The sequence below is a fragment of the Acaryochloris marina MBIC11017 genome (assembly GCF_000018105.1).
GTDB classification, from domain to species: Bacteria; Cyanobacteriota; Cyanobacteriia; order Thermosynechococcales; family Thermosynechococcaceae; genus Acaryochloris; species Acaryochloris marina.
On sequence record NC_009925.1, the window covers coordinates 5,544,795 to 5,560,078 of the forward strand.

Below are 15,284 nucleotides of genomic sequence, written 5' to 3' on the forward strand. Positions count from 1 at the left end.
TCGTGCCAAGTTCTATAAAAACTATTTTTTCATGGTGGTGAATTATCGGATTTTAATCAAATTGAAATTTAATTTATCCCTCTTTTATCACTTTAGTCAGATAACAAATAGACTGTTCTCAGTTTCTATTTTTCTAATGAGTGATGTCAGCTTCAAGAAGTCCAGAACCAACCATTGGCTTTGTTGATGAGTACTGCCAACTATTTGCAGAGTTATTTTCCCAAGTCCGAAGTAATGAAGCCTTCAAGCATCTCCATCTGGGGATGATTAATGATATCAAACGTAAATCATTGCCCGCCATTGCAAGAGCAGTGGGCTTGGAGAATCATCAAAGCCTGCATCATTTTCTGAGTGAATCACCTTGGGTAGCGTCACATTTGTCTGACAAGAGCTTGGACATCATCTTGAAAATACTGGATGGGCGCAGGTTAATTCTATTGATCGATGAGACGGGCGATTGCAAAAAAGGCAAGAGTACCGACTATGTGAAACGACAGTATATCGGCAATGTGGGCAAGAAAGAGAATGGCATCGTCGCAGTCACTGCCTACGGGCTGTTTCAAGGGATGATTTTGCCTTTGTCCTTTGAAGTGTACAAACCCCGAGAACGTCTTAAAGAGGGGGATGAGTATCTCAGCAAACCCCAAATTGCCGCTGGAATGATCCGACAGTTGCAAGGAATGGGCTTTTGCTTTGAGCTCGTCCTGGCCGACAGCTTGTATGGGGCAGCTCAAACAAACTTTGTGAATGTCTTAGAAGAGTTAAAGCTGCCCTATATCCTAGCGATTCGTAGCAATCATGCGGTGTGGTTACCCGCAGAACAAGCAGTCTTTGCCGAACCGTGGCAGTCATTTGAACGAACCTTCAGCAATGGCACCACTGAAACTCGTTACAGGCAAGAGATCATTTATGGCCAGCGACACCACCAGAAGCGCTATTGGCTATTAACCACGGACCCCCAAACGCTGCCAGAGAACTCAACCTCTTATGTCATGGCAGCGGCACCCGAGATCAAGCTGGATGAAATTGGGGATTGCTATGGCTTCAGAACTTGGATTGAGTATGGTCTCAAACAGTCTAAAGATACCTTGGGTTGGGCTGATTTTCGCATGACGCACTACGAACAAATTGAAAAGTGGTGGGAGATAGTGATGAGCGCTTTCTTGATGGTGAGTTTGTTCGCTGATGTCTTCAATGACTCTTGTCCAGTAGCAAACCAACACTTTGCGCAGCATCCTTGGTGGGATAACCAAAACGGGTGGAAGAATCTGCTCAATAATGTGCGCTTGATCATTCAACCGTTAATCAGTTGGAATCTTCTGAAGAGTTGGTTAGAAGTCTTTCCCATCCGTGCATTGAAAAAGGGGTTTGAGCAACTCACATCAAAGATGGAGGCATTTTGCTGTCCACTGGTAAGGAAATTGCTCAAGCATCCTGATTTTCTCTCTGTCTAAAGTGATAAAAGAGGGATATAAGGTGATGTTGGCGGGATTGCTGAGTGCGCGCAACCTGGTCTACCAGCGATAGGGTTGCCCTATACGACTTGCGGGACAGCCACGCGCTATGCTAATTCAACCCGCTCTTCACCCGTACGGACCTGGACTACTTTCTGCAAGGGAGAAACGAATATTTTGCCATCTCCAACTTGGCCGGTTCGAGCTGCAAAGGTGATTTTTTCGACGACTGGTGCCACCATCTCTTCATCTACCTTGACCTCTACTTTTAATTTGCGATGAAGCCGAATCTCGGCATCTGAGCCTCGATACTGTTGTAGTGATCCCTGCTGTCTGCCAAACCCTTTCACGTCTGACAAGGTAATGTCGATAATTCCCAGTTGGACTAGGACTAATTTGACCTGATCGCACTGTTGGGGGCGGATGAATGCGGTGATTGTCCTCATCTGAGCCATGATGGAACTGCATTAAGTCGCAAAACTTACATCACCATTGTTAACCCTATTCTGGCAAACAGTCATTTTTGATACAGTTTGCAATCGGTCGCCAGCTTTGCTGTAGAATCAAGAGTGAGGTGCCATGCTAGAAAAGCACCTTCACACATTGGGATATCAGTGTGAAACTCCCCACTTACCAGGCCATTCGGATTGTGTCGGCTCCCAGATATGGCAGTTCTCGGCCAATCGTGGTGGAGACGGAGGCTGGATACTTTTTGACTAAGTTGCGAGGGGCTGCCCAAGGCACCGCAGCCCTGGTCTCAGAAATAGTGGTGTCGGCCTTGGCTGAAGCCCTTGGGTTCTGGGTTCCCAGTCAGGTGTTTATCTCCATTGATGCATCTACCCAAAACGATATTTACGAAGATGAGTTTTTAGATCTCCTGGGTGCAAGCCACGGACTGAATTTAGGGTTTCAATATTTAGAAAGGGCTCGTGATCTTCGCCCCCAGGACATTGAAGCGGTGGATCGAGACTGGGCATGCCGAGTTTTGTGGTTGGACGCCTTGGTGATGAATCGTGATCGGACGCCGTCTAATCCCAACCTAATGGTTTGCCAAAATCAGCTGTGGGTCATCGATCATGGAGCGGCTCTTCCTTTTCAGTACAACTGGTCTCAGGTCACAGAAGAGGCGCCTCGGCGGTTGAATTACGCCATGGATCGGCACCTGTTCGGGGAGAAAGCGACCGCACTCCAGCAATGGGATTTAGCCTTGACCGCAAAGCTGTCTAGAGACGTGATCCAAGAGGCTATTGCCCATATTCCAGATTGTTTTTTGATGCCCCTCTGTCGCCCAGGGGCGATGGCCGAGCAGCTTGAACGTCGGCGGCAAGCCTATGGGGCATTTTTATGGAAACGTTTGAAATTTCCTAGACCCTTTGTCCCGGAGTTTTAGGACAGGGCATCATGACGCTAAAGCATTCAATGGGCGCTGACTTTGTCTCTTGAACAGAAAAGCAAGATTGCCCTGCCCAGACCTTGGACAATAAAAAACCCCCTGACGGGGGTTGGAAATCGCAGTCTAAATCACGAAAGGCTTATTTGTTGGGTTGAGGAGTCATCCGTAAATAAGGCTTGATTTCAGTGACCCCTTTGGGGAATTTCTGCTTGGCTTCTTCTGTAGGAATGGTGGGAGCAACGACGACATCATCACCATCTTGCCAGTCTACGGGAGTAGCAACTTGATAGTTATCGGTCAATTGGAGTGAGTCAATGACCCGCAGGATCTCATTAAAATTCCGACCTGTGCTAGGTGGGTAGGTAATGGAGGCTCTGAGCTTTTTATTGTTGTCAATAATAAATACTGTTCTGACAGTGACTTTGGCGTTGGCGTTGGGATGAATCATGTCGTATAGATCAGACACTTTCTTGTCCGCATCCGCCAAGATAGGGTAATCAACGGTTGTATTTTGGGTTTCATTGATATCGCCAATCCAGCCGTTGTGGGCCTGAGCATCATCGACGCTCAGGGCAATGGTTTTGACGTGGCGCTTGTCAAACTCAGGCTTAAGCTTAGAGACAGACCCGAGCTCAGTCGTACAAACGGGGGTGTAGTCCGCAGGATGCGAGAAGAGAACAACCCAGCTATCGCCAGCCCATTCAAAGAAGTCAATTGTGCCAGCAGTGGAATCTTGAGTAAAGTTAGGTACGGTGTCCCCTAGTCGCAAAGACATGGTGAAACTCCTGTCATGAAAGGTCGGTTTGTGGTTACAAATGAGATCATGCCATAACCGAATTCGGATAATGTCCGGTTTCCCGACCGAGAAACAGTTCTTAATGTAGTTGACGAAAAATGATCCTGAACAATAGATGGATTGATGCCAGGGCAGGAAGCCTTGAAGTCAAAACAACAAAAGGCTTACAGGCCTGGAGACTAGCTTGAATCACAGACTTCCAGTATTAAAGGGATGCTTAATTTAACTGTGAGGAGAAAACTGAGTGACTTCTCGCCATTCATGGATTACGGCAGGAGGGGCGATGATGTTGGCGGTCAAACCGCTCACTAGGGGAATTTCGAGGACGAGACGGGTATCACTATCTAAATTTTCAAGCAGAGGCTGTACGTTGTACTGACCTACGTTCTCAGGCAGCATCAAGGTTGTTCCATCCATGGCGGGTTGAGACTGCCAAAGAAATTGGTCGGCAATGCTCAATTGCAACGGCTGTTCGGGGGCGACTTCGACTTGCCCTGGGAACCCCACAAGACGCAAAAATATTCCTTCGAGCTGGTTATCGACATAGCGTTTAAAGAGAATGGTTTGCCAACTGCGCTTGGCCTGATCTTGGAGACTTTGTTGCGATCGCAACGTCACTTGCCCCGGTTTCTCTTGGTAAAGATGGGTCTCGGCCTGAACGGGCAGGGGATATGCAGTCAGACTGAGCAGCAATAGCAATAGGGTGATTAGACGACGAAGCATCATAGGGACAACACCTTAGACTTAAGGGTTTGAAAGGCTGCATCTAGATCATCATTGACCAGCTGAAAATCAAATTCATCGGCGGCGGCAAGCTCGACCTTGGCCTGGTCTAAACGGCGGGCAATGGCTTCTTCTGAATCCTGGCCTCGCCCCCGAATCCGAGCCTCTAAATCGGCCACAGAAGGGGGGCTGACAAAGATTTGAAAGGCATCGGCAACCTGATCTCGGATTTGACGAGCCCCAACCAGTTCAATTTCCAAAATCACTTTTTTTCCTTGGGTAATTTCCCGCATCACGGGAGCCCGTAGCGTTCCGTAGAAATTACCTGCATACTCTGCCCATTCCAAGAGCTGATTTTGATCAATGCGGGTTTGAAATTGGTCTTTGGTCAAAAAGTAGTAGTGTTTGCCATCCACTTCTCCCTCTCGGGGAGAACGAGTCGTGGCGGAAACCGCAAGGTATAAATCTGGGCAGGCTTGTAAGAGCTGCTGCAAAAGAGTGCCTTTGCCGACACCGCTGGGTCCAGTTAGGACGATCAGCTTACCCGTTTTTGTCATTTCCTGGGACCTTGCGTCTTATAGGGGGAAAACACCTCATTTTAACGCCAGTTCGGGTTAAGCCTGGTTTGAACTTTTTATATGAAGAAATAAAGGAGTTCGTCAGCACGAAAATTGGAGTTTTAGCATAAAATGAACGGCGTTCATTTTATGAGCATAAACTGCCAAATAATAAACCATTCCCTTCAAGGACTGGTTGAGGATGTACCGGGTAAAGGAGACATTTTGCTCGATACCAATCCTGAAGGAGATAGGTCGCCCTATTTATCTGAATCCTTGGTGTCCTTGTTGGACATAAAACGGTGAGCGACCGTTTCTGGCTGAATTGCAGACAGGACAACATGACCTGAATCAGTTACGATTACTGCGCGTGTGCGCCGCCCATAGGTGGCATCAATCAATTGGGCCCGATCTCGGGCTTCACTGATGATACGCTTAATGGGTGCAGACTCGGGACTGACGATGGAAATCACTCGATTCCCAGAGACAATATTTCCAAAGCCTATATTGATTAACTTGATATCCATAAATACAAATCCTCACGCAGATTCCAACCTTTTGTAATATCAGAGCGCATCACCCAAAAAAGCTCTGATATCATCCTTTTTTCCATCTTATCCACAAAAGATCTAGACCTACAACCTATTTTTAAGTATTTATTTCTAGTCATAGGAATCTTATTTAGGATTTACAGGATTACTTAGGGTGAAATGTATCGCAGGATACAAAATGGCTATGAAAAATCAGCATCTCAAGGCTTGGGTCGACAAATCAGTATTAATTCTTAAAATATGAATGAATTTCTGAAAGATAGGTTTTCCTGCCTAGGAACTCCTCACAAGAGGTCCATTTACTTGTAATTACCCGTGCAACAGGTTGACTTTACGACATTGACTGCAGCGTGCTGCGAGTTGCGATCGCAATGGCTACCGGCACGCATTGAACAAGTGGTTCAGCAAGATCGGTTTACGGTCTATATTGCCCTGCGTACCCTCGACCATCGAGGATGGCTTTCCTTGAGTTGGCATCCTCAAGCGGCCCGAATTTGTATGGGAACCCCACCCCCGAAAGGCGCAGATACCTTTACCTTTAGCCAACAGTTACGTCACCAGCTCAATGGCCTCGCTTTGATAGCCGTTGAACCGATTGCCGATTGGGAACGGGTGATCGACTTGCAGATTGGTCAGCGCCCTCAAGCCCCTGTGGATTGGCATGTCTATGTAGAAATCATGGGTAAGTATAGCAACGTTATCTTGACCAATGGAGAAAATCGAATTGTCACAGCGGCCCATCAAGTCAGTGCCCAACAGTCTAGTGTTCGCCCCATTCAAACCGGAGACCTTTACCAGCCACCGCCCCACCTAACCGACCCCATTCCCACTTTGTCGGAATCCTTTGAGCATTGGCAGCGACAGGTCAGCTTAGTACCGGGTCCTCTGAAACGAAATTTACTCAAAACCTATCGAGGCCTGAGTTCGGCTCTGGTATTGTCCATGCTGTCCTCCATTCATCTGCAGCCTGATCAATCTACTGAAACCCTGCAAGAAATGGATTGGCAACGGCTCTTTCAAGCTTGGCAAGATTGGCTATCGGCTCTAGAATCCCAATCCTTCACTCCTGGTTGGTGTTCATCAGGGGGCTACACCGTAGTGGGTTGGGATATCACCCGGCTAGCAGCGGATACGCAAACGTTGCTGGATGACTATTACAGTCAACAGTTAGGCGAGCAGGTCTTTAAGCAGCTCCGGCATCAGCTGCAGCAAAAGGTCAAAGGCCATCTCAAGAAGCTCAATACCAAAGCTAAAACCTTTCAAGATCAGTTGAAGGCATCCGATACAGCTGAAACCTATCGGGAAAAGGCTGACCTACTGATGGCTCATTTACATGAGTGGCAGGTGGGAATGAAAACCCTAACTTTGATGGATTTTGGGTCGGGTGAACCTCGAACCCTAACCCTCAATCCAGAAAAGAATGCAGTTCAAAATGCTCAAGCCTGGTACAAACGCCATCAAAAACTAAAACGCTCTCGTGCCCAAGTGCAGCCTTTACTGGAAGAGGTGCTATCAGAGGTGGTCTATTTAGAACAGGTGGAAGCCAGTATTCAGCAGCTAGAACAGTTTGAAGATGTCGCGGATTTGTTGACGCTGCACGATATTCGAGATGAACTGATCCTACAAAACTATTTCCCGAAACTGGAGTATCGCAAGGATGCGCCACCTGAAATTCCGTTTTACCAGTACCAATCTCCCTCAGGATGGGAGCTATTAATTGGTCGCAATAATCGCCAAAATGATCTGCTCACGTTTCGGACAGCTGCCACCTACGATCTGTGGTTTCATACCCAGGAGATTCCCGGTAGCCATGTGCTCTTGAGATTAGAGGCTGGTTCTGTTGCTGAACCCGAAGATATGCAGTTTGCTGCCAATATGGCCGCCTACTATAGTCGGGCTCGGCAGAGTCATCAAGTTCCAGTAATCTATACCGAATCCAAAAATGTGTACAAACCCAAAGGGGCCAAACCAGGGATGGTGATTTATAAACATGAACAAGTGATTTGGGGCCAGCCCCAATCTGTGAAAGATCAGGTTCATGGTTCTGGCTCAGTTTAGGATGCACTGATTCAGTCCCTTAGGATGCAATGCGATGGACCTGCAGGCGTGGCGTACGCTCTGCTTGGCTAGCGATTTTTGAGCATACCTCTAGTTCTGCTGTAGGACATGGAGTTCGAATGTATACTAGGAAGCTAAGTGACAGGAGTCTCATTTTTTTGCTGAAATTCTTCCTTGTCTGCAAAAATATCGAAAATTTGGTCCATTCTGGATAATTTCAGGACAAGGCTAACCTGTTTTCTCATGGAGCAGATAGATAGCTTGCCACTTCTACCATGCACTGCTTTATGCATCGCGACTAAAGCACCAATTGCCGAACTATTGATAAAGGTGACATCTTGCAAATCTAATAGGATCGTTTTAACGCCTTCATTCAGCACCGTATCAATTTCATTACGGACCTGATTTAGACCAATTCCATCTGTCAGGCTAAGGGGTTGGATAATTTTATAGCTCATTGGTTGCACTCCTAGGTCAGAACTGTTGGTTTTGAGTCAGGTAAAGGCGAGAAAGCTACCAATGAACGACCCGTAAACCATAAGGAATTCGTTGTGTATTCAGAATTCCCGTTTCTGAAAGCGAGCGAACACTTTTAACGCAACCAGAAAATCTGTGCACTATCTTGAATGATTGCCCAGACTGCTACGAATAGAGACTGATAATGACGAGTAGTCCTTGGGTTACCCAAGATAACTGGAGGTCCAGCCCCAGTTGCTGCATGCGAGGCCTGAGTTGTTCGACATCCGCTATCAGCGTCATCACCAGAAGATGGGGGAACCATAACTCCATCGCTAGTCGAGCAGCTTTCCCCCATTCCGGTAACCCTGACATAGCAGTGGTGAGATAGGCCCAATGAGCTAACAAATAGGCAATCATTGACAATACCAACCATCGATACACTCCTGTCAATGTCCCTTGGGCAAATCGAGCTAAGCTAAACCGATGCTTGGCCGTCTTGAACCATCCCTCAATTTGCCATCGTCGTTTCCCCCATCTAGTAATCGTGCTACCCTTCCAAGGCTTCGTGGAAAGCACATACCGAAGTTCCCGCTGGCTATTCTCTCGCTTAAGCCAAAACCAAGACACCCAAACCGGAAACCTCAAACCGACTAAGTGCGTCTGCTGCCCTCGCTGAGACAGTTGAGAAATGGGTCCCCCTGCTTGTTGTTTTCGGTCTTTACGAACCCCCACAATGGTGGGATATCCCAGTTGTTTGGTTCCTTCTAGAAAGTCAATGCTGCCAAAGCCTGTATCAGCTAACACCAACACTTGAAACCCTTGAGCCAACGGTTGTGGTAATCGCCGAAGCAACTGTAGTCCTAATTGAGCAGGAGAAGGCGTGTCTTTCCCTCGATAGACCCTAAAGTTCCAAGGCAAGCGCCATTTCCCCACAACTAGATACATCACGACCAGATGCAGACCTCGTTTGCCGTGATACACCCGAATCAAACCTGGCATGGCTTTGAACTTGCCTGTTTTCTCTAGGGTGGTTATAGAATCACTTGTAAGTAGGGCTGGCGCCCCGGCATCCTCACCTGCAGTAGTCGCTCAATGGCTGCTTGACGTACCGCACGAATCACTTGACGAGTGGGCCATTGATACTGATTGAGGAATCGACTGATGGCACTGGCAGATTTAACTTTGCTATGAGCAGGTAAAGATTGACCGGTTGCTTCTAAAAACAACTCCAATAAGGCTTGTAAGGTCTCTTGCTGATAGGGACTCGGCATCAGATGGAGCAAGGTGTAGACTAGCCCTTGGGCGTGGGCAAGGATGTGTTTTGGCATGCTTGTTTCTGGATATAACTGCACGCCCTTTTCTCATAGGCAGGAACCTTGGTGCAACATCTCAGCAGACTACTTTCAGCATGAGATTGAAGGATGGTCTAAAGGGTTTGAGGAGAAATCTGACGGTGATAATAGAGGGTATCGAAGGTCTCACTGAAAGTTCGCTGGCAGTGGGGCAACGGTAACGTTGGCTGCCTTTATTGGTTTTACCGCGTTTGTGGGTCTTTGGATGACCACATAGAGGACATTGCATCAGGGGATAGGATAACTCAACTCCCTATCGGTTTAACAAACCCACACTTTTTTGATGCACGACCAGTCAGTATGTCCCACGAGCCCATAAGTGAATGCTGATGGTTTTTTTATTAGGACTTATCCTAAACTTCTGGTTTTCGAACTGCACATAAACTACAGACAGACCAGCGTTGTAGTTCAGTCTTAGGTGTTGGACATTGGCAGATTGGGCAAGTCGGATACCCATGAGACCGTTTGTGAATCGCATTCGTCCACCGTTCAAACGCCTCATTCGGATCGAGACTAGGCTCCAGTCGAGCAACAGGTAAAGCAGGAAGCAGACTAGCCGGTGTAATCGACGGAGGGACAGAACGCCGATGGGTGTTGTTCGATCGTCTTGGCCATTGACTCGTGGAAAAACGAATGTCTGTAAACTCGTAGGAGAGCTGGGTATTTAGTTTATGGAGAATGCGACTCCGTTCGAACGCCAAATTCTGAGCCCAGGCAGAACTGGTTGTAGCCACAAGCAATATTTTTCGCGGTGTAATTTGGATGGGTTGAGTTTGGGCCGCAACGACAGGTCCAACAATCTGGGTCCAGGTATCCAACAACTGCACAAATTCCTGTTCATGCTGCCAATGGGTTTGTTTTAAGGTTGATAAAACCTGTTGAACGGGTTGTAGAGACATAACCAATTAAAACAACAGAGAAGACAAATACCTACTCAATTCAAGTAGAGGTTTGATTCAGCTCTTGGCCCCTTTATCACCTGATAGGGTGAGAAAACCCTCCATATTTTCAACTAAAGCAGGGGGCCAACGGCGAATTTCTGTTAACCAGGCTGTATCTTTATAGCGCGAATCTAATCCAATCGCAGCCACCCAATTACTTTCTGCTTCCCCAATTTGGCCTTTGTCCCATAAAGCTGCCGTCATTGCCGCACGCATATCGGCAAACTGGGGATATTTGCGAACCAAATTTCGCATGGTTTTGATGGCCTCATCCCGCTCACCCACTTGATACAACGCGAGGGCATAATTGCCTCTAGCAAACGCAAACTGGGGAGATAGCTCCATGGCCGTTTCAAAATCCGTAAGAGCGGCATTCCAATCCCCTTGCCCTGCTTTGGCGTTGCCACGATTGTTGTAGGCAGCGGCCTCCTTTGGATCCAGTTCAATTACTTTGTTGTAATCAGCAATCGCAGCTTCCCAATTGGCTAGCCCTTCCTGGACTGCACCCCGATTCAGATAAGCATCGGGTTGTTCGGGGGCAAGTTCAACGGAGCGGTCATAGTCGACCAACGCGGCCTCAAATTTCCCTTGGCTTATCTTGGAGTTACCTCGATTACTCCAGATGGCAGGATTGTTAGGCAGAAAATCAAGGGCCTCGGTCCAATATTGCTCTGCCTTGGCGAAGTTACCTTTGTTTGTGGCTTCCATGGCTGCATTAAATAGATTCTCTACCTGAGTCTCGATCTCAGCAGTATAAGCAGGTGGGGTAGATTGCTCCGGGGCAGCGAACGCCGGATGTCCACCGAACGTCATTCCAATACTGAGTAGACACAGTAGTAAAATTAGTCTTCCAAAGATCCAACGGAGGGGATGCCTCATGGCTTGCAAATTAGTCCTTGACACTTAAATTCCTTCTTTTACCGTAACGATTTCGCTGAATTTTGTGGTTAGGGGCAACAGAGTAGTGATTAAGCCTGGGCAACTATATTGTCTTTCTCGTCAACCATTGATATTGTCAAGCAGTGATTCAAAATCTGAATTAAATCATTTTAGCCAACCTCCTGATCCCTAATCCTGCTATCTTAATTGGGGAGCAATTTTCGTAGCAGTTATCATTGCATGGGGAATACCTATCAACGGGTCCTATTAAAGCTTAGTGGCGAAGCCCTAATGGGAACTTTGCCCTATGGTATCGACCCCACCATTGTTCAGGGAATTGCCGAAGAAATCTCTGATGTCGCCAGTCGAGGCATTCAGGTCGCTATTGTGGTCGGAGGGGGCAATATCTTTCGCGGCGTGAAAGGTGCAGCCGCAGGCATGGATCGAGCAACTGCCGACTATATTGGCATGATTGCAACGGTGATGAATGCCATGACCCTGCAAGATGCCCTTGAACAAATGAATGTACCGACTCGGGTACAAACCGCTATTTCCATGCAGGAATTAGCAGAACCCTACATTCGTCGTCGCGCCATGCGCCATCTCGAGAAAGGCCGGGTGGTTATTTTTGGTGCAGGGTCTGGCAATCCGTTCTTTACGACAGACACCACGGCAGCGTTGCGGGCGGCTGAAATCGATGCAGACATCATCATGAAAGCCACCAAGGTAGATGGGGTGTACGACTCAGATCCTAAAATAAATCCCGATGCCAAGCGATTTCAAAGTTTAACCTACGGACATGTCCTCACCCATGATCTGAAAGTGATGGACAGCACTGCGATCGCATTGTGCAAAGACAACGATATTCCTATTTTGGTCTTTGACCTTTCCGTTTCTGGAAATATTCGACGGGCCCTATTGGGCGAATCTATTGGCACTATTGTGGGAGGTTCTTGTGGAGTTAGCTGAGGCCGAGACTTTAATGCAAAAGTCCATTGAGGCCATGAAGCGGTCCCTCAACACCATTCGGACGGGGCGGGCCAATGCTTCTTTATTAGACCGAATTACGGTGGAATACTACGGCACAGAGACTCCCTTACGGTCTTTGGCCACCATCAGTACTCCAGATGCCAGCACCATTACCATTCAGCCCTTTGACCCCAGCAGCTTGACGGATATCGAGCGATCTATTTCTCTTTCTGATGTGGGCTTGGTGCCTAACAATGATGGCTCCGCCATTCGCCTCAATATTCCGCCGTTGACGGAAGAACGCCGTAAGGACTTCGTCAAAATGGCTGGCAAGATCGCCGAAGAAGGGAAAGTTGCCATCCGCAACATCCGCCGCGATGCCATTGATACAGCCCGCAAGCAGGGAAAAAGTGGTGATATCTCAGAAGATGAATCCAAGGATCTTCAAGACAAGATCCAAGGTTTAACCGATAAGTATACGGGCCAAGTCGACAAGATTTTGGCTGAAAAGGAAACAGAAATCACCACGGTTTAATATGTTTGATTGCATTATTGTCGGGGCGGGGCCAGCAGGGGGTACCGCAGCCTATCACCTTGCCAAGAAAGGTCGATCGGTCCTCGTTTTAGAAAAGGAAACTTTACCGCGCTATAAGCCCTGTGGTGGTGGTGTGTCGCCAGTCGTCGCAGACTGGTTTGATTTTGATTTTTCTCCTGCCATATCCCTGAAGGTGAAAACCGTTCGCTACACCTGGAATATGGAAGATGTTGTGCTAGCGGATTTACAGACCCCAGAACCAATCTGGATGGTTCGCCGAGATGTTTTTGACCATTTTTTAATTCAGCAAGCTCAAAAACAAGGGGCAGAACTGCGGGACGACACAGCAGTTACTGGGATTGAATTTCAATCCGATCATTGGCAGGTGAATACAGCCGATGGTCCCGTTTCTGGGAAATATTTAATCGCAGCGGATGGAGCCAAAGGCCCCATGGCCCGGTGGTTAGGCTTTAAAGAGCGAAAGCGCCAGCTGGGTGGAGCCCTAGAAGCTGAGGCCATGACGGAAATTGAGAACCCTGATACGGTTCACTTTGAATTTGGTTTGGTTAAAAACGGCTATATCTGGAACTTTCCCAAAGCAGATGGCTATTCCATTGGCATTGGCGCTTTTCGCGGGGGTGAACGCCAAGACCTGCGAGCCATCGTCACCGAATATTCGAAAATGTTTGGGGTGGATTTCACCTCGATTCGCCAACATGGCCATCCCCTCTGTCTTTGGAATGGCGACCAAACTCTCCATACCCAACAGGCGATCTTAGCAGGCGAGGCGGCCTGTGTCGTTGATCCCTTTACGGCGGAAGGGATTCGCCCTTCTATGTTTAGTGGATTAAAAGCCTCCGAGGCCATTGATCATGCTCTATCCGGCCAAAACAACGCCCTCGAAAAATATTCTGAGGTGATGGCAACAGAGTGGGGAGGCGAGATGAAGTGGGCCCAACGATTAGCCAGCGTGTTTTATCGGGTACCCAAAATTGGCTATCAGATTGGGGTTAAGCGACCGAGCGCTACCCGGAGAATGGGCCAGCTACTCTCCGGCGAAGTGGGATACCGAGATGTCGCCAATAACGCCATCCAACGCTTAAGTAAAGGGATGATGCCTGGTGTCAATTGAGATGGGCTCACCTTCTCTTAGCTTCAACGGCCCTCATGTGCGCAATTCATGTCGACCCCATCCACCACGAACCTACTGCTTAACTTAGCGTTTGAACCGGCCTTGGAAGCGCTGGGCGAAGGATTTTACGATCCAGTTATGGCAGCTGAGTTTCCCCATCATCTCTTGCGATTTCGCAATGATGATGTTCTGGGTCAAATGGGTCTGGATGCGAACCAGGTGAATGATATCGATTTTGTGGAAGCCTACGGGCAGTTTCAGAGTCGAGAACCTTTGCTAGCTCTTTGCTATCACGGTTATCAGTTTGGGGACTACAATCCCCGCTTAGGGGATGGGCGCGGCTTTCTATACGGCCAGGTCCGTGGAACCGATGGCGAACTTTATGATCTGGGCACTAAGGGATCCGGAACGACGCCTTATTCCCGAAGTGCAGACGGTCGCTTAACCCTAAAGGGGGGGGTTCGAGAAGTGTTGGCAGCAGAAGCCCTGCACCATTTGGGGGTGCGGACCTCTCGCTGCTTGAGTTTAATTGAGACGGGAGAATCTTTATGGCGGGGAGATGAACCTTCACCGACTCGTTCTTCAGTAATGGTGCGGTTTAGTCGGTCCCATATCCGCTTTGGCACCTTTGAGCGGTTATTGGCCCTGCAGCGACCTGACATGATCCAGCAATTACTGGATCATGTGATCCAGTATTACTATCCTCACCTATGGCAACAACCCGATGCCTATGCTCGCTTTTATGCAGAGTTGGTCCAACGGACTGCGGCGTTAGTCGGCCAATGGATGTCTGTGGGGTTTTGCCATGCGGTCTTAAACACGGACAATATGTCAATTACAGGGGAAAGCTTTGACTATGGCCCCTATGCCTTTATTCAAACCCTAGACCCTGACTTTACCGCTGCCTATTTTGATCATTTCCGGCGCTACAGCTATGGCAACCAGCCCGGTATGTGTCATTGGAATTTGGAGATGTTGCAGCGTCCCCTGGTGGCTGTAATTCCTCAGGCTGATTTAGATGCAGGGCTTGAAACGTTTAAATCCCATTACTATTCGGCCTATCGACAGCGGATGCTGGGGAAGTTGGGGTTTGAACCCACGGAAATGTCAGAAGCGGAAGATTTGTTGGTACAGACTTTGGATTTTTTGCAGCGATCGCAAGTTGGATACCATGCGTTCTTTGCTGAATTACGGCTGCAATTCCAAGAGACCTGGCGCGTTGACCCAGGCCATATTTTTAGTGAATCAGAGCTTCTAAGCCCGCCCCAATGGCAAGATCAATTGGAGACATGGCGGCAGCTTTATCATCGGCTGCTTCAGCAATACCCTGAGACTGAGTTAGCTGCTATCAAGCAACGCTTGCAGCGCAATCCCCGGACGGTGATTACCCGTCCTCAAATTGAAGCTATTTGGGAGCCAATCATGATAGAAGATGATTGGCAACCCTTCTATGACTTACTGCAGCACCTGCGTCAGCCTTAAAGA

General features: G+C 48.1%; 15 protein-coding genes and 2 pseudogenes. 7 read left to right on the forward strand and 10 right to left on the reverse strand.

The features are described from left to right. The first annotated feature begins 143 nt into the window (after positions 1 to 143). On the forward strand, positions 144 to 1,454 hold the full coding sequence (locus AM1_RS24850) for an IS701 family transposase (RefSeq protein WP_012165679.1): 1,311 nt from the start codon (positions 144 to 146) through the stop codon (positions 1,452 to 1,454). 107 nt (positions 1,455 to 1,561) lie between these two features. Here the strand turns inward: AM1_RS24850 and AM1_RS24855 are convergent, their stop codons facing one another. After that, positions 1,562 to 1,900 carry a P-II family nitrogen regulator gene (locus tag AM1_RS24855; protein WP_041661044.1) on the reverse strand — a complete coding sequence of 113 codons (339 nt, stop codon included), beginning with the start codon at positions 1,898 to 1,900 and terminating at the stop codon, positions 1,562 to 1,564. 170 nt (positions 1,901 to 2,070) lie between these two features. On the opposite strand from AM1_RS24855, the gene AM1_RS24860 reads away from it, so the two are divergent. Further along, a complete protein-coding gene (locus AM1_RS24860; protein WP_012165682.1) occupies positions 2,071 to 2,844 on the forward strand; it encodes a HipA family kinase in 774 nt (257 codons plus the stop codon). A gap of 142 nt (positions 2,845 to 2,986) precedes the next feature. On the opposite strand, the gene AM1_RS24865 is transcribed toward AM1_RS24860, so the two are convergent. From AM1_RS24865 to remA, 4 genes are all read right to left on the reverse strand, one after another. After that, complete coding sequence (locus tag AM1_RS24865; RefSeq protein WP_012165684.1) at positions 2,987 to 3,622, reverse strand: peroxiredoxin; 636 nt, start codon at positions 3,620 to 3,622, stop codon at positions 2,987 to 2,989. 243 nt (positions 3,623 to 3,865) lie between these two features. Continuing rightward, positions 3,866 to 4,369 (reverse strand): DUF3122 domain-containing protein, encoded by a 504-nt coding sequence (locus tag AM1_RS24870; protein ID WP_012165685.1) that lies wholly within the window; start codon positions 4,367 to 4,369, stop codon positions 3,866 to 3,868. After that, complete coding sequence (gene gmk / locus AM1_RS24875; protein WP_012165686.1) at positions 4,366 to 4,923, reverse strand: guanylate kinase; 558 nt, start codon at positions 4,921 to 4,923, stop codon at positions 4,366 to 4,368. The genes AM1_RS24870 and gmk overlap by 4 nt, the downstream gene beginning before the upstream one ends. 260 nt (positions 4,924 to 5,183) lie before the next feature. Then, on the reverse strand, positions 5,184 to 5,450 hold the full coding sequence (remA, locus tag AM1_RS24880; protein ID WP_010470866.1) for an extracellular matrix/biofilm regulator RemA: 267 nt from the start codon (positions 5,448 to 5,450) through the stop codon (positions 5,184 to 5,186). A 339-nt stretch (positions 5,451 to 5,789) separates the two neighbouring features. Here remA and AM1_RS24885 point away from each other — a divergent pair, with 339 nt between their 5' ends. Then, complete coding sequence (locus tag AM1_RS24885; protein ID WP_012165688.1) at positions 5,790 to 7,532, forward strand: Rqc2 family fibronectin-binding protein; 1,743 nt, start codon at positions 5,790 to 5,792, stop codon at positions 7,530 to 7,532. A gap of 134 nt (positions 7,533 to 7,666) precedes the next feature. Here AM1_RS24885 and AM1_RS24890 read toward each other — a convergent pair whose 3' ends face one another. The 5 genes and pseudogenes from AM1_RS24890 to AM1_RS24905 form a co-directional block, all read right to left on the reverse strand. Then, complete coding sequence (locus tag AM1_RS24890; protein ID WP_012165689.1) at positions 7,667 to 7,990, reverse strand: STAS domain-containing protein; 324 nt, start codon at positions 7,988 to 7,990, stop codon at positions 7,667 to 7,669. Positions 7,991 to 8,217: 227 nt separating this feature from the next. Beyond that, positions 8,218 to 9,343, reverse strand: a pseudogene (locus tag AM1_RS24895) (transposase); the annotation flags it as partial. A 77-nt stretch (positions 9,344 to 9,420) separates the two neighbouring features. Continuing rightward, positions 9,421 to 9,572, reverse strand: a pseudogene (locus AM1_RS41230) (transposase); the annotation flags it as partial. Between the two features lie 124 nt (positions 9,573 to 9,696). Beyond that, positions 9,697 to 10,242, reverse strand: a complete 546-nt coding sequence (locus tag AM1_RS24900) for a DUF721 domain-containing protein (protein ID WP_012165692.1) — start codon at positions 10,240 to 10,242, stop codon at positions 9,697 to 9,699. Between the two features lie 57 nt (positions 10,243 to 10,299). Next, a complete protein-coding gene (locus AM1_RS24905) occupies positions 10,300 to 11,097 on the reverse strand; it encodes a tetratricopeptide repeat protein (protein WP_148215825.1) in 798 nt (265 codons plus the stop codon). Between the two features lie 306 nt (positions 11,098 to 11,403). On the opposite strand from AM1_RS24905, the gene pyrH reads away from it, so the two are divergent. Genes pyrH through AM1_RS24925 form a run of 4 tightly spaced genes read left to right on the forward strand, consistent with a single transcriptional unit; the run spans position 11,404 to position 15,281 of the window. Continuing rightward, entirely contained in the window at positions 11,404 to 12,132 is a 729-nt protein-coding gene (gene pyrH, locus AM1_RS24910) for a UMP kinase (protein ID WP_012165694.1), read from the forward strand. Continuing rightward, on the forward strand, positions 12,119 to 12,667 hold the full coding sequence (gene frr, locus AM1_RS24915; RefSeq protein ID WP_041660492.1) for a ribosome recycling factor: 549 nt from the start codon (positions 12,119 to 12,121) through the stop codon (positions 12,665 to 12,667). The genes pyrH and frr overlap by 14 nt, the downstream gene beginning before the upstream one ends. Before the next feature lies 1 nt (position 12,668). Beyond that, on the forward strand, positions 12,669 to 13,799 hold the full coding sequence (locus AM1_RS24920) for a geranylgeranyl reductase family protein (RefSeq protein WP_012165696.1): 1,131 nt from the start codon (positions 12,669 to 12,671) through the stop codon (positions 13,797 to 13,799). 48 nt (positions 13,800 to 13,847) lie between these two features. Next, positions 13,848 to 15,281: a protein adenylyltransferase SelO gene (locus AM1_RS24925; protein WP_012165697.1), complete on the forward strand. Its 1,434-nt coding sequence runs from the start codon at positions 13,848 to 13,850 to the stop codon at positions 15,279 to 15,281. Positions 15,282 to 15,284: the final 3 nt, after the last annotated feature.

Bases quoted from the DNA above. Each gene is read 5' to 3' on its own strand.
- AM1_RS24850 (WP_012165679.1), top strand. From the start codon at position 144: ATGTCAGCTTCAAGAAGTCCAGAACCAACCATTGGCTTTGTTGATGAG.
- AM1_RS24855 (WP_041661044.1), bottom strand. From the start codon at position 1,900: ATGAGGACAATCACCGCATTCATCCGCCCCCAACAGTGCGATCAGGTC.
- AM1_RS24865 (WP_012165684.1), bottom strand. From the start codon at position 3,622: ATGTCTTTGCGACTAGGGGACACCGTACCTAACTTTACTCAAGATTCC.
- AM1_RS24870 (WP_012165685.1), bottom strand. From the start codon at position 4,369: ATGATGCTTCGTCGTCTAATCACCCTATTGCTATTGCTGCTCAGTCTG.
- gmk (WP_012165686.1), bottom strand. From the start codon at position 4,923: ATGACAAAAACGGGTAAGCTGATCGTCCTAACTGGACCCAGCGGTGTC.
- remA (WP_010470866.1), bottom strand. From the start codon at position 5,450: ATGGATATCAAGTTAATCAATATAGGCTTTGGAAATATTGTCTCTGGG.
- AM1_RS24890 (WP_012165689.1), bottom strand. From the start codon at position 7,990: ATGAGCTATAAAATTATCCAACCCCTTAGCCTGACAGATGGAATTGGT.
- AM1_RS24900 (WP_012165692.1), bottom strand. From the start codon at position 10,242: ATGTCTCTACAACCCGTTCAACAGGTTTTATCAACCTTAAAACAAACC.
- AM1_RS24905 (WP_148215825.1), bottom strand. From the start codon at position 11,097: ATGACGTTCGGTGGACATCCGGCGTTCGCTGCCCCGGAGCAATCTACC.
- pyrH (WP_012165694.1), top strand. From the start codon at position 11,404: ATGGGGAATACCTATCAACGGGTCCTATTAAAGCTTAGTGGCGAAGCC.
- AM1_RS24920 (WP_012165696.1), top strand. From the start codon at position 12,669: ATGTTTGATTGCATTATTGTCGGGGCGGGGCCAGCAGGGGGTACCGCA.
- AM1_RS24925 (WP_012165697.1), top strand. From the start codon at position 13,848: ATGTCGACCCCATCCACCACGAACCTACTGCTTAACTTAGCGTTTGAA.